The following is a 13518-nucleotide window of genomic DNA, read 5'->3' as shown; positions in this document are numbered from 1 at the left end:
GCGCGTTGGGCAGTTTCGTGGGGATTTTCATCACGGTAGCGGCGCTGCTTGGCGGATTTGCCGCCATGGGCGGCCATCTGGCCGTGCTCATGCAGCCGTGGGAATTCGTGATCATCATGGGTACCGCGGTCGGCACCTTCATCGTGGCCAATCCGTGGAAAACGGTCGTGGATACCGGGGTGGCCTGCATGCAGGCGATCACCGGCGCGGTGCCGGGTGAGCGCTACTACCTCGATCTGCTCGGGGCGCTCCATGCCCTGATGCGCGAATTGCGGGGCAAAGGGCGCAACGAGGTCGAGGCGCATATCGACGACCCCGCGTCCTCCGAGATCTTCAAGGCGTTCCCGAGCGTGCTCGGCGATCCGCCGCTGCTGCAATTCATCTGCGACTATGTCCGCCTCATAATCATGGGCAATGCGCGCACGCACGAGATCGAAGCGCTGATGGACGAGGAGATCCACACCATCGTGAAGGCCAAGCTGGCGCCCTATAATTCGATCGTGGTGGTGTCCGAGGCGCTGCCGGCGCTCGGCATCGTCGCCGCCGTGCTCGGCGTCATCAAGGCCATGGGCGCGCTCGACCAGTCGCCGAAGCTCCTTGGCGGCTTCATCGGTGCGGCGCTCGTCGGCACCTTCGCCGGCATCTTCCTGTCCTACGGCGTCCTTTCGCCCTTTGCGATCAAGATCAAGATGACGCGCGAGAAGCGCTGCCGGCCCTACATCATCGTCAAGCAGACGCTGCTGGCGTTCATGAACGGCGCCATGCCTCAGATCGCCGTCGAGCACGGCCGCAAGATGATCGCGAGCAACGAGCGGCCCTCGATCGACGTCGTCGAGAACGAGACGATCGCGGGTCCCAAGGCCGTCGTGACCGACGCTGAACCCAAGGCTGCGCGCGCATGATGATGGAAGACGCGGACGTCGATCAGCGGAAGCAGCTGCCGAACTATCTGCTGGACGCCGCCGGCATATCGATCGAGCGCATGCCGATGCTCAATGTGATCTTCGATCGCATGGCGGCATCGTGCACCGACAGCCTGCAGCCGATGGCCGGAACGCCGTGCTATTTCTCGGTCAATGGCATCACCAATGATCCTCTCGGCGACATCATCAAGGACTACGAGGGCAACGCGGTCGCTGCGGTGCTCTATGCCGAGCAGTGGGACTCGCGCGTCATCATCATGCTGGACCGCGACTTCGTGTTCACGATGGTCGAGGCGATGTTCGGCTCCGACGGCGCCGAGCCGCCGCTCGACGTCGAGCGCACCTTCTCCAACATCGAGATTCGGCTGGTCCAGGCGCTGTTCGAGCGGTTCGCCAAGGCGCTGCAGGGCGCCTTTGCTGGTACGTCAAACGTCACCTTCCGGGTCGAGCGGGTCGAGACGGCGATGGCGTCGCTGGCGATCGGGCGCGCCAGCAACATGTCGATCTGCGCGAACATGATGGTGCAGGCGCTCTATCGCGGCGGCCAGATGTTCCTGATCATTCCGCACTCCGCGCTCAACCCGCTCAGGCAGAAGCTTGCAACCGTCACCGCCAGCGACGGCCGCACGACCGATCCGCGTTGGCGCGAGCAGATGGAGAGCGAGGTTCACCGCACCGAGGTGACGCTGAGCGCGGTGCTCGACGAGAAAATGATATCCCTCGACGACGTCGTGAAATTCCATGTCGGACAGGTGCTCGAGCTCGAAGCCACGCCGCGCACGCTCGCCCGGCTCGAGAGCAACAACCAGGTGCTGTTCTGGTGCCAGATCGGCCAGCTTGATGGCTATTACGCCATGCAGGTGGCGGATCCCGTCGATCAGAAGCGGGAGTTCGTTGATGATATCCTATCTCGTTGATGCCGTGCTGCTGATCGCGCTGGCCTTCACCAGCATGAGGGTAACCCGGATGCACCGCGAATTGGCGCGGCTGCGCAGCTACCAGGGCGAATTCTCGACCATCGTCCACGAGACGGCGGGCGCCTTCGACACCGTCATCACCGCGGCGCATGATTCCACCGCAAATCTGGGCCGGCTCGCCAATGTGCTGAGCACGAAGATCGATCAGGCCCACGAGGCGATCGCGGCGCTCGACGCGCGGAGCGGGCTGCAACCGGCGGCGACCATGAGCGGCACCGAGGCGAACAAGCACTGAATTCGGGACTTGCAGGACACGTGCGATCGGAACGTCGCGGCGCTCCGGCAGCGGAAATACCAAGAGGCGATACCAAATGGCGCAATCTTTCGAATATGAGTCTGCATCGGCATCGGCGGAGACCGATGCGTCTCCGCTGGAACGGCTGGCGGAGATCGCCGCGCGCACGGCGGAGGAAACCGGCAAATTCGCCAATGTCGATGCCATCCTGCGCATTCCCGTCACGATGCAGGTGGTGCTGGGGTCGGCGACCATTCCGGTCGCGAATCTGATGAAGCTCGGCCGCGGCGCCGTGGTTCCGCTGGATCACCGCGTCGGCGAGCCCGTCGACGTCGTGGTCAATGGCCGCGTCGTTGCCCGTGGCGAGGTGGTCGTCGTCGAAGAGGATAATTCCCGCTTCGGTGTCTCGCTCACGGAGATCGTTGGACCGCTGGGGCAGGGTGATACCTGACCATGGCGGCACAGGTCGGCATCGCTCCCATCAAGCAGCGAGGCGTCGCCACGCTGGGCGGAACGGAAAAGGTCGCTGCGCTCCTGTTGGCCATGGGCCGGCAGGCGGCCGCGAGCGTGCTCGCGCAGTTCGAGCCGCAGGATATCCGTATCGTCACCAAGGCCGCGGCCGAGCTGCGGCCGATCACCGCGCAGGAACTCGAGTCGATCGTTGAGGAATTCGCCCAGCAGTTCTCGATGGGCGCCAACATTCTCGGCACCATCGGGGGCCTGGAAGCCGTGCTCGGCGACGTGCTTCCGGCCGACCAGGTCTCGGCGATCATGTCGGACCTGCTCGGCAATTCGAGCCGGTCGGTGTGGGACCGCGTCTCGTCGGTGTCGGAGAACTCGCTGGCGACGTACCTCTCCAAGGAGCATCCGCAAACCGCGGCGCTGATCCTGTCCAAGGTCAAGCCGTCCTGCGCCGCCAAGGTCATGAGCCAGTTGCCGTCGAGCCTGCGCAATGAGCTGATGCGGCGCGTGCTCAGCCTCAAGCCCATCGTCGACGACGCGATGAAGGTCCTCGAGAAGACCTTGCACGAGGACCTGACGCTCAACTTCGCCCGCAACCTCGGCGCGGACACCTACGCGCGCGTCGCCGACATCATCAACAAGATGGAGCGCGGCCACATCGAGGACATGCTGAAGAGCCTGTCGGAGAAGCGGCCGAAGTCGGCTGAAGTTCTGAAGGAGCTGCTGTTCACCTTCGACGACGTCGTCAATTTGACGCCGAAGGCACGTACCATGATCTTCGATCAGGTGCCGACCGATCGTATCGTGATCGCGCTGAAGGGCACGGACAAGCACTTCCGCGAACTGATCCTGTCCTCTGTCGCCTCGCGTGTCCGCCGCGTCGTCGAGCACGAGCTTGCCATCGGCGAGCCGTCGAACCAGCGCGACGTGCTGGAGGCGCGCCGCGTCATCACCGACCTTGCACTCGAGCTCGCGGAGAAGGGCGAAATCGAGCTCAACCCCGAGCAGGAGGATGAGCTGGTCTTCCGCTGACCGCTGAACGGGCATGGCAGAAACATCCGATCAGGAGAGCAAGACAGAAGAGCCGACCGAGAAGAAAGTCCGCGATGCGCTCGAACAGGGCAAAATCCCGGTCTCTCGGGAGGCTTCCATCCTCGCCTCGATGGCCGCGCTGATGGTGATCCAGGCGTTCCTGATCGGCCAGGGCGCGCAGCAATTGACGTTGACGCTGAAGAGCCTGCTCGACGATCCCGAAGGCTTCCCGCTCAGCAACGGTGCAGACGCGCGAAACCTGCTCACCGCGGTGGGGCTCGAGTCGCTGCGATTCCTGGTGCCGCTGCTCGTTACCCTGGCGGTGTTTGGCCTCGCCGCATCGTTGCTGCAGAATGTGCCGCGCCTGGTGCTGGAGCGCATCAAGCCGGAGCTGTCGCGAATCTCCCCGATCAGCGGCTGGAGCCGGCTGTTCGGAACGCAGGGCCTCGTCGAGTTCGCCAAGTCGCTGTTCAAGCTCGTCTCGGTGACGGCCGTCGTTGCCTTCGTGCTGCGCTCGTCGGAAGCGAAGGCGTTCGAGGCGATGTACACCGATCCGGTCGCGCTGCCGGAGATGATTCTCAACATCGCGATGCGGATCGTCTCGGCGATCTGCATCGCGACGATCGTCCTGGTCGCGATCGACCTCGCCTGGGCGCGCTTCCACTGGCGGCGCGAGCTGCGCATGACGAAGCAGGAGATCAAGGACGAACACAAGCAGGCCGAGGGCGATCCGCTGATCAAGGCGCGCCTGCGCTCGCTGGCGCGCGACCGCTCGCGCCAGCGCATGATCGCCTCGGCTTCGCGTGCGACGCTCGTGATCGCGAACCCGACGCACTTCGCGATCGCGCTGCGCTACAAGCGCGAGGAAAACGCCGCGCCCATGGTCGTCGCCAAGGGCATGGACGTGATCGCGCTGAAGATCCGCGAAGTCGCCGAGCAGAACCGGATTCCGGTGATCGAGAACAAGGCGCTGGCGCGCGCACTCTATGAAGCAGTGCAGGTCGATCAGGTGATTCCGGCGGAGTTCTTCCGGCCGGTCGCCGAGATCATCTACTTCCTCCAGTCCAAGCAGGCGCCGCGGACTGAGAAGGTTCAGTAGATTTCCGAGGATGACGTCGGCTGCATCAGCCTGACGAAAGCTTGCGGCCCTAAACTTCTCCTTAATGAATCATAATGGGGCAGTCGTGGGACCGCTTTATCTCTTCGAACTCGCATCGTCGCAGGCGCGCTACCTCGAGCTCCGCCAGTCGACCATCGCGACCAACGTCGCCAATGCCAACACACCCGGCTTCAAAGCACGCGACGTCGAGCCCTTCAACAAGGTGCTCGACAACACGCCGGTCAGGCTTGCGACGACATCGCCCTCGCACATGCAATTGTCCGCGGCCGAGACCGATACACGGAAGACCGCGAAGAAGGACAGCTGGGAAGTGGTTCACTCCGGCAACTCCGTGAGCCTCGAGCAGGAAATGATCAAGGGCAGCGACGTCAGTCGCGACTACTCGATGAACTCGGCGGTCGTGCGATCGTTTCACCGCATGCTGCTGTCGAGCGCGAAGAGCTGAGGTGAATTGACATGCTGGACTCACTGCAAGCGTCATTGACGGTCGCGAGCTCCGGGCTCGAAGCCCAGTCGACGCGCATGCGCATCGTATCGGAAAATCTTGCCAACGCGACGTCGACGGGCCGCGCTGCCGGTGCCGATCCGTATCAGCGCAAGACCATCACGTTCGATGCCGCCATGGACCGCGCCTCGGGCGCGCAGCTTGCGAAGGTCAAGGAGATCGGGGTCGACACCACGCCGTACCGCGTGGAGTACGATCCGGGCCATCCCGCCGCCGACAAGGCCGGCTACGTCAAGCTGCCGAACGTCAACATGATGATCGAGATGGCGGACATGCGGGAAGTCAACCGGTCCTATGAAGCCAATCTCCAGGTCGTGAAACAGGTGAGGTCGATGCTGGGCATGACCATCGACCTGCTGAGGAGCTGACAATGCTTGAGGCGATTTCATCCACGGCGATTTCCGCAGGCCAGGCCGCATCCCGCGCGACCGAGGCGCAGGCCATCGCGCCCGCGGCACCGACCGCGATCCAGTCCGCCGACGATGTCGGATTTGAATCGGTGATGAAGCAGGTGACGACTGACGCGATAGGCACGCTGAAGGCGGGCGAGGCGGCGTCGATCTCGGCAATGACGGGCAAGGAATCGACCCGCAAGGTCGTTGAGGCGCTGATGTCGGCCGAGCAGGCTCTGCAGACGGCGGTCGCGGTTCGCGACAAGGTCGTGCAGGCCTACCAGGAAGTCGTTCGGATGTCGATTTGATCTGAAGGAGTGACGTAAGTGAAATCGCTCGCCATTGCGGCCACGGGCATGAACGCCCAGCAGACCAACATCGAAGTCATCGCGAACAACATCGCCAACATCAACTCGACGTCGTACAAGCGTGCGCGCGCGGAATTCACCGATCTGTTCTACCAGATGGACCGCATGCAGGGCGTCGCGAACGTCAACGGCTCCTCGCCGATCCCGGAAGGCTCCAATCTCGGCCTCGGCGTCAAGTCGGCCGCCATCCGCAAGCTGCACATCCAGGGTGCGCTGACGCAGACCGGAAACCCCTACGACCTCGCGATCAACGGCCGCGGCTGGTTCCAGGTGCTGGGCCCGAACAACGAGGTGCAATACACCCGCGCGGGTTCGTTCAATACCAACGCCAACGGCCAGCTGGTCACCATCGACGGCTATCTGCTGGATCCCGCGATCACGGTGCCGCAGGGAACGGTTCAGGTCACGGTCAACCAGACCGGACAGGTGTTTGCCAAGCTGGACACGGAAATCAACCCGCGGCAGATCGGCCAGCTCAACCTCGCCAACTTCGCCAACGAAGCCGGCCTCGAGCCGCTCGGCAGCAATCTCTATCGCGAGACCACGGCGTCCGGCACGCCGGTCGTCGGACTGCCGGGCGATTCCGGCTACGGCAAGATCAACCAGCAATATCTCGAAGCCTCGAACGTCGATCCGGTCAAGGAAATCACCGAGTTGATCTCGGCGCAGCGCGCCTACGAAATGAATGCCAAGGTCATCCAGGCCTCGGATGAAATGGCTTCGACGGTCTCGAAGGGCATGCGCTAGTTCCGGTGTCTCGATGTTGAACAGGGTGGGCCTGATGGTGCGCGGGTTGGCCGCCGTGCTGCTGGTTCTCGTCGCGGCGCGCGTCGCCGCGGCCGAGGAGAAGCGGCTTCCGGTGCCTGCGGTGTCGATCCGCGCCGGCGAGCTGATCCGGGATGACATGATCACGGAACGCGCCTTCGCGCCGAACGTGCTCGGCGTCGCCATGTTCATCGAAGCGCGCCAGGTCCTGGTCGGCCGCATGGCGCGGCGCGCATTGCTGCCAGGCCAGCCGATCCCGTCAAACTCAGTCGAGGATCCCTGGACCATTGCCCGCGGCGCCATGGTCAAGGTCGTGGTGGAAGACAGCGGCCTGTCGATCGTCACTTACGGCGCGGCGATGCAGTCGGGCGCAGCCGGCGCGCTCATCCCGGTGCGAAACACCGACACCGGCGTGATCATCAGGGGCGTCGTCCAGCCCGACGGCACCGTCAAGGTCGTGGACGGATCATGACCAGATTCCTGCTCGCGCTCGTCCTGCTCGTTTCCGCCGCCAGCGCCCAGGCCGCCGTCCGCATCAAGGACATCGCGGACATCAAGGGACTGCGTGAAAACCAGATCGTCGGCTACGGCCTCGTCATCGGCCTGAACGGCACCGGCGACACGCTTCGCAATGCCCCGTTCACGGAGCAGTCCCTGCAATCGATGCTCGAGAACATGGGCATCAATGTCAGGAACGAGACCACGAGCACCAACAATCCCCCGCGTCCGACCACGCTGCGCACGCGCAACGTCGCGGCCGTGATGGTGACTGCGGATCTGCAACCGTCGATCGGTGCGGGCGAGCGCATGGACGTGACCGTGTCGTCACTCGGCGATGCGACCTCGCTGCTCGGCGGCACGCTGGTGATGACGTCGCTGCGCGCGGCGGACGGAGCGGTCTACGCGGTGGCGCAGGGCGCGGTCACGGTCGCCGGTTATAGCGTGGGAGGGCAGGCGCAGAACGTCAGCCAGGGCACGCCGACCGCAGGCCGCATCCCGAACGGTGCGCTGGTCGAGCGCGAGGTGCAGGGAAGCCTCCATGAAATGGAGTTCCTGGTGCTTGAGCTCAAGAACCCCGATTTCGTGACCGCGACGCGGATCCTCGACGCCATCAACCGCTACGCCGGCGGCCGCTATCGCGCGCAGATCGCCTTCGAGCGCGACTACCGCACGATCGTGCTGTCGAAGCCGCGCCATATCGGCCCGGTCCGTTTCCTCGCGGAAATAGGCGAGCTGACGGTAGAGCCGGACACGCCGGCGCGGGTGGTGATCAACGAGCGCACCGGCACCGTGGTGATCGGGCGCGACGTACGCATATCGACCGTTGCCGTGACGCACGGCAATCTGACGGTTCGTGTCACCGAGCTTCCCGTGGTGTCGCAGCCGGCGCCATTCTCGCAAGGAAAGACGGTCGTCGTTCCCCAGACCATCGTCGAAGCCAACGAGGCCGGATCGCAGGTGGCGATCCTGAGCGGCGTCGATCTTCAGCGGCTGGTGCGCGGGTTGAACCAGATCGGCCTTAAACCATCAGGCATCATCGCGATCCTCCAGGCGATCAAAACGGCCGGCGCCCTCCAGGCCGATGTCATCGTGCAATGATGCGCAAGCGTCGTGCAAGCTTGGTCGCTCAATGCTCAGGTCTCGACCGAGAATCGCCCGCGACCCGATGCTGAAGCTGGATCACAAAGCCAAACTCCTCGTCCTGGTCGCGGCTGCCGCGCTTGGATGCGCTTCGCCCGTTCTGGCGCTGGAGGAGGCCAAACCGACAAGGCCGCTCAACCTGCTGTCCTTCGCGCGTGCCCGCGCGCCCGGGCCGCAGAAGCCGTATCCGCCGGCCTCGCCGATAGCGGGCGACAACGCGTCGATCCGGGCGACGGCGTGGGCAGCCGAAGACTCAGGGCCCGCAATCACCGGCGCGGTGCCGGCGCCAGAGTCGCCTGCACCGACACGTGCGCCGGCTCCGGCGCCCGCGGCCGCGCCCGTGCGCCCGGCCAAGCCAGGCAGCGTCACCGCGCCGCCGAAGCCCGCGCCCGCTCAGGCTGCCGTGCCTGCGGACAATGAGGTCGCCCTGTTCTGCAGCAATGTCGCCGACCCCGCTGTCGACGCGCGGCTGGCCTGGCAGCTCAAGGAGCTGGAGAAGGCCGAGACCCAGCTCCGCGAGCGGATCGCCGAGGTCGAGGCCAAGCGCGCCGAATACGAGAAATGGATGGCGCTGCGCGACGACTTCCTGAAGAAGGCCGAAGCGCAGGTCGTCGAGATCTACTCGCGCATGAAGCCGGACGCTGCCGCGACCCAGATCGCCGGCATGGCGGACGAGACCGCCGCCGCCGTGCTCGCAAAACTCAGCCCGAGGAGCTCGAGCGCAATCTTCAACGAGATGGATACGGCACGTGCGGCGCACCTCGCGGACCTGCTCGGCGGAATGCGTCGCGTGGATGACGGAAAGACCAAATAGATGAAGCATCTGATCCTCATCCTGTCGCTGTTGTCGCTTGCCGGATGCGTCAATGATCCGGCCGAGGTCCTGACCGGTCCGCGCTTGTCGCCGGTCGGAAGCGGCCTGAGGACGCAGGCCGATCCGATCCCGGTGACGCCCCGCCTGCGCTCGCCCGTCAGCTATCGCTCGACCTGGGACGACGGCACCGATCTCTACCGCGATCCCCGCGCCCGGCGCACCGGCGACGTCGTGACGGTGATCATCTCGATGCAGGACAAGGCCAAGCTCGACAACAAGACCGACCGCTCGCGCGATTCGCAGATCAAGTTCGGCCTCGACTGGCTGATGGACGTCGCCGGATGGAACGACAAGGGTTCGGCCAACGCCAATCTCAGCACCAACACCCAGATCAAGGGCAACGGTCAGATCGACCGCACCGAGGACATCAAGCTGTCGATCGCCGCCGTCGTCACCGACGTTTTGCCGAACGGCAATATGATGATCAGCGGATCGCAGGAGTTCAAGGTCAACACCGAGATGCGCGTGCTCAACGTCGGCGGCATCGTGCGTCCGCGCGATATCTCGCGCACCAACACGATCTCCTACGAGAAGATCGCCGAGGCGCGTGTGTCCTATGGCGGTCGCGGAAATCTGTCTGACGTGCAGCAGCCTGGATGGGGACATCGGATCTATGACGCCGTGGCACCATTCTGAGAGCAGCGCCGGCCGGGCCGCACCGCGAGGGCTGGGGACGTGATGCGCCTGATTGCGACCATTGTGGCGCTGACCCTGATCGCGATCGGCGCGGGCGCGGTTGCCGGCCTGCATCTGTTCGCGGCCGCACAGCGCGTCGCCGACGCGAAGAAGAGCGCCACGCCGCCGCCCCTTGCCACGAGCTACGCCGGCAGCGCGCGGCTGAGGAAACTGTCCCCGATCGTGACCAATCTCGCCGCGCCGGCCAACAACTGGGCCCGTGTCGAAGCCTCCATGGTGACCGAAAGCATGAGCGACGAGGATGCCGGCATCCTCGCCGCCCATATCAGCGAGGACATCGTGACCTATCTGCGGTCGGCATCGGTTGGCCAGTTCGAGGGATCGCGCGGGCTCCAGCATCTGCGCGACGACCTGACCGAGCGCGCCAATATCCGCTCGTCGGGCAAGATCCGCGAATTGATCATTGAGACGTTGGTGATTCAGTGAGAGTGAGAGTCCTGCTGCTCGCGTTGGTTCTGGTCGTGCTGCCCGAGGTGGCGCTGGCCCAGATTCCGGATCTCAACTCGCTGCTGCCGCCCGGCAACGGCTCGACCAGCGGCCGGATCATCCAGCTGATGGCGCTGATCACGGTGCTGTCGGTGGCGCCGGGCCTGCTCATCATGGTGACGAGCTTCACGAGATTTGCGGTGTCGCTGTCGTTCCTGCGCTCCGGCCTCGGTCTCCAGACCACGCCGGCCAATCTGGTGCTCATCAGCCTCGCGCTGTTCATGACCTTCTACGTGATGGCTCCGACCTTCGATCGCGCCTGGGAGACCGGCATCCAGCCTCTCATGAAGAACGAGATCTCGGAGGAAGAAGCCTATCTGAAGATCACCGATCCGTTCCGCGAGTTCATGCTGGCTCATGTCCGCGACAAGGATCTCCAGACCTTCGAGGCGCTTGCTGCGGAGAGCTTTCGCAAGAAGTTCGACGACAAGCGCATCGATTTGCGCGTGATCATTCCGGCCTTCATGATCTCGGAGCTCAGGCGCTCGTTCGAGATCGGATTCCTGATCATCCTGCCGTTCCTCGTCATCGACATGATCGTGGCGACGCTGACCATGTCGATGGGCATGATGATGATGCCGCCTTCGATCCTCGCACTGCCGTTCAAGGTGCTGTTCTTCGTCCTGATCGACGGCTGGAATCTGCTCGCCTCGGGCCTGGTGCGGTCGTTCTCTTAAGCGCCGCGATTGCCGGCCGGCTGGTTATGGTTAGCGAGAAGTACCGGCTTATGGTTAGCGTTGGGTAATGTTAACCATATGATTTTGCTACGAAATTCAGGCTGCCCTTAATCTCGAAGCAAGATTCGACGTGCTAGCAATGCGGCACGGCGGGTTGGACCCCACCCACATCAGTCCAAAGGCATGATGCCGCCCCTCCGTACCGGTGAAAGCCCGGTATGTCCCCTCGTGAAAATGTAACGCGTACATCAAAGGGACATACGCAATGTCAAGCCTGCTTACGAACTCGACCGCCATGACCGCACTCCAGACCCTGAGGTCTGTGAGTTCGCAACTCTCCACCACGCAGAACCGGATCTCGACCGGCCAGCGCGTGGCCACCGCTTCGGACAACGCCGCCTACTGGTCGATCGCAACCTCGATGCGCGCCGACAACGCCGCGCTCTCCGCGGTCTCCGACTCGCTCGGTCTGTCGGCCGCGACCGTCGACACCGAATACACCGCTCTGACCTCGGTCATCGGTGACAGCAGCTCCGGTCTGACCAAGCTCCAGTCCCTGCTGGTCCAGGCCAAGACCGCCGGTATCGACCGCACCAAGATCCAGGCCGACATCACCCAGATCCAGCAGCAGATGAAGGGCACCGCGGATGCGGCAACCTTCAACGGCGTGAACTGGCTGAGCACGACTGCGACCACGCCGGCGACCTTCAGCCTGGTGTCGTCGTACTCCCGCGTCGGTAGCACGCCCACCACGGGCTCGATCAGCCTGACGGTTGCCAACTACTCGCTCTACACCGCGACCCAGACCGGTATCCTGGACAAGGTGAGCGGCACGGCTTCGGTCAACACGATCAGCATCTCCGCGCTGACCGACTCGACGGCCGACATGACCACGCTCGATGGCTACATCGCGCAGGTCACCACGGCGATCAACTCGGTGGCCTCGGCCGCCGCCGATCTCGGTGCGGTCAAGACCCGTATCTCGACCAACACGGACTTCGTGAAGTCGCTGATGGACTCGATTGATCGCGGTATCGGCCAGCTCGTCGACGCCGACATGAACCAGGAGTCAACCCGTCTGGCGGCTCTCCAGGTTCAGCAGCAGCTCGGCGTGCAGGCGCTCTCGATCGCCAACAACAGCAGCCAGAGCATCCTGTCGCTGTTCCGCTAAGCTTCGACACTCTCTGAGGGGGCCGCGCTTCTCGCGAAGCGCGGCCCTTTCGTTTGGCGTGACGCCGCGCGCACGCCATAAATCGGCTCTCTCTGTTGCGGTCGGGCCACAGAGCCACAAGCCTCGCACAAGCTTCAAGTGCTATCGCGGTCGTTACGACAGGTTGGGCCCTAACCCGCTCTTCCGCAGCCCAAAGGCATGACGCCGCCCTGTCGTACCGGTGCAAGCCCGGTATGTCCCCAAACTCAATTCAATCTCCAAAGGGACATCAAAATGGGTTCTAGTCTGCTCACCAACTCGTCTGCAATGACCGCGCTGCAGACCCTCCGCAACGTCAGCTCGCAGCTCGCCACCACGCAGAACCGGATTTCGACCGGCCAGCGCGTTGCGACTGCTTCGGACAACGCCGCCTACTGGTCGATCGCGACCTCGATGCGCGCCGACAACGCCGCGCTCTCCGCCGTCTCCGACTCGCTCGGTCTGTCGGCCGCGACCGTCGATACCGAATACACCGCTCTGACGGCGGTTGTCGGCGACAAGACCGGCGGCCTGACCAAGCTCCAGGCGCTGCTGGTCGAAGCCAAGACCGCCGGTATCGACCGCACCAAGATCCAGGCCGACATCACCCAGATCCAGCAGCAGATGAAGGGCACCGCCGCTGCGGCGACCTTCAACGGCGTGAACTGGCTGAGCACGACCGCGACCACGCCGGCGACCTTCAACCTGGTGTCGTCGTTCTCGCGCGTCGGCGGCACGCCGACGATCGGCTCCATCACCCTGACGATCGCCAACTACTCGCTCTACACGGCGACCCAGACCGGCATCCTGGACAAGGTGAGCGGCGCTGCCTCGATCGACACGATCAGCATCTCCGCGCTGACCGACTCGACCGCCGACATGACCACGCTCGATGGCTACATCGCGCAGGTCACCGCTGGCATCAACTCGGTGGCCTCCGCCGCCGCCGATCTCGGCGCCGTCAAGAACCGCATCTCGACCAACACGGAGTTCGTCAAGACCCTGATGGACTCGGTGGATCGCGGTGTCGGTCAGCTCGTCGACGCTGACATGAACGCGGAATCGACCCGCCTTCAGGCTCTCCAGACCCAGCAGCAGCTCGGCGTTCAGGCGCTCTCGATCGCCAACCAGAACAGCCAGAGCATCCTGTCGCTGTTCCGCTAAGCCTCGAAACTA

General features: G+C 64.1%; 18 protein-coding genes. All 18 read left to right on the top strand.

Translation table 11 applies throughout. The features are described 5' to 3' along the window. Window positions 1–5: 5 nt before the first annotated feature. Window positions 6–902: a flagellar motor stator protein MotA gene (gene motA, locus NLM25_RS37070; protein ID WP_254122833.1), complete on the top strand. Its 897-nt coding sequence runs from the start codon at window positions 6–8 to the stop codon at window positions 900–902. After that, a complete protein-coding gene (locus tag NLM25_RS37065) occupies window positions 899–1840 on the top strand; it encodes a flagellar motor switch protein FliM (RefSeq protein WP_254122832.1) in 942 nt (313 codons plus the stop codon). Before motA ends, NLM25_RS37065 begins: the two co-directional genes overlap by 4 nt. After that, a complete protein-coding gene (locus tag NLM25_RS37060) occupies window positions 1821–2135 on the top strand; it encodes a hypothetical protein (protein WP_254122831.1) in 315 nt (104 codons plus the stop codon). Before NLM25_RS37065 ends, NLM25_RS37060 begins: the two co-directional genes overlap by 20 nt. Before the next feature lie 76 nt (window positions 2136–2211). Then, on the top strand, window positions 2212–2586 hold the full coding sequence (gene fliN, locus NLM25_RS37055; RefSeq protein WP_254122830.1) for a flagellar motor switch protein FliN: 375 nt from the start codon (window positions 2212–2214) through the stop codon (window positions 2584–2586). 2 nt (window positions 2587–2588) lie between these two features. Further along, the gene (locus NLM25_RS37050; protein ID WP_254122829.1) at window positions 2589–3629 is read left to right on the top strand and encodes a flagellar motor switch protein FliG; all 1041 of its coding nucleotides are present in this window, start codon (window positions 2589–2591) and stop codon (window positions 3627–3629) included. 13 nt (window positions 3630–3642) lie between these two features. Further along, window positions 3643–4728, top strand: coding sequence for a flagellar biosynthesis protein FlhB (gene flhB, locus NLM25_RS37045; RefSeq protein WP_254122828.1), 1086 nt, complete (start codon window positions 3643–3645; stop codon window positions 4726–4728). A 64-nt stretch (window positions 4729–4792) separates the two neighbouring features. Next, window positions 4793–5194 carry a flagellar basal body rod protein FlgB gene (gene flgB, locus NLM25_RS37040; RefSeq protein WP_254122827.1) on the top strand — a complete coding sequence of 134 codons (402 nt, stop codon included), beginning with the start codon at window positions 4793–4795 and terminating at the stop codon, window positions 5192–5194. Between the two features lie 11 nt (window positions 5195–5205). Beyond that, window positions 5206–5622, top strand: coding sequence for a flagellar basal body rod protein FlgC (flgC, locus tag NLM25_RS37035; RefSeq protein ID WP_074120477.1), 417 nt, complete (start codon window positions 5206–5208; stop codon window positions 5620–5622). 2 nt (window positions 5623–5624) lie between these two features. Beyond that, entirely contained in the window at window positions 5625–5954 is a 330-nt protein-coding gene (locus NLM25_RS37030; RefSeq protein ID WP_254140186.1) for a flagellar hook-basal body complex protein FliE, read from the top strand. Window positions 5955–5972: 18 nt separating this feature from the next. Next, a complete protein-coding gene (flgG, locus tag NLM25_RS37025; protein WP_212485126.1) occupies window positions 5973–6761 on the top strand; it encodes a flagellar basal-body rod protein FlgG in 789 nt (262 codons plus the stop codon). Window positions 6762–6774: 13 nt separating this feature from the next. After that, on the top strand, window positions 6775–7251 hold the full coding sequence (gene flgA, locus NLM25_RS37020; protein ID WP_254140185.1) for a flagellar basal body P-ring formation chaperone FlgA: 477 nt from the start codon (window positions 6775–6777) through the stop codon (window positions 7249–7251). Continuing rightward, window positions 7248–8378, top strand: coding sequence for a flagellar basal body P-ring protein FlgI (flgI, locus tag NLM25_RS37015; protein WP_254122824.1), 1131 nt, complete (start codon window positions 7248–7250; stop codon window positions 8376–8378). The genes flgA and flgI overlap by 4 nt, the downstream gene beginning before the upstream one ends. A gap of 67 nt (window positions 8379–8445) precedes the next feature. After that, a complete protein-coding gene (locus NLM25_RS37010; RefSeq protein WP_254140184.1) occupies window positions 8446–9234 on the top strand; it encodes a MotE family protein in 789 nt (262 codons plus the stop codon). Further along, window positions 9235–9930: a flagellar basal body L-ring protein FlgH gene (gene flgH / locus NLM25_RS37005; protein ID WP_254122821.1), complete on the top strand. Its 696-nt coding sequence runs from the start codon at window positions 9235–9237 to the stop codon at window positions 9928–9930. A gap of 42 nt (window positions 9931–9972) precedes the next feature. Continuing rightward, window positions 9973–10416, top strand: a complete 444-nt coding sequence (locus NLM25_RS37000; protein ID WP_254140183.1) for a flagellar basal body-associated FliL family protein — start codon at window positions 9973–9975, stop codon at window positions 10414–10416. Then, on the top strand, window positions 10413–11153 hold the full coding sequence (gene fliP / locus NLM25_RS36995; protein ID WP_254122816.1) for a flagellar type III secretion system pore protein FliP: 741 nt from the start codon (window positions 10413–10415) through the stop codon (window positions 11151–11153). The genes NLM25_RS37000 and fliP overlap by 4 nt, the downstream gene beginning before the upstream one ends. A gap of 265 nt (window positions 11154–11418) precedes the next feature. After that, complete coding sequence (locus NLM25_RS36990) at window positions 11419–12324, top strand: flagellin (RefSeq protein WP_254122814.1); 906 nt, start codon at window positions 11419–11421, stop codon at window positions 12322–12324. A 273-nt stretch (window positions 12325–12597) separates the two neighbouring features. Continuing rightward, on the top strand, window positions 12598–13506 hold the full coding sequence (locus NLM25_RS36985; RefSeq protein WP_254122812.1) for a flagellin: 909 nt from the start codon (window positions 12598–12600) through the stop codon (window positions 13504–13506). The last annotated feature ends 12 nt before the right edge of the window (window positions 13507–13518 follow it).

The organism is Bradyrhizobium sp. CCGB01, assembly GCF_024199795.1.
Classification (GTDB): domain Bacteria; phylum Pseudomonadota; class Alphaproteobacteria; order Rhizobiales; family Xanthobacteraceae; genus Bradyrhizobium.
This window is presented reverse-complemented; position numbering and strand designations above follow the sequence as displayed.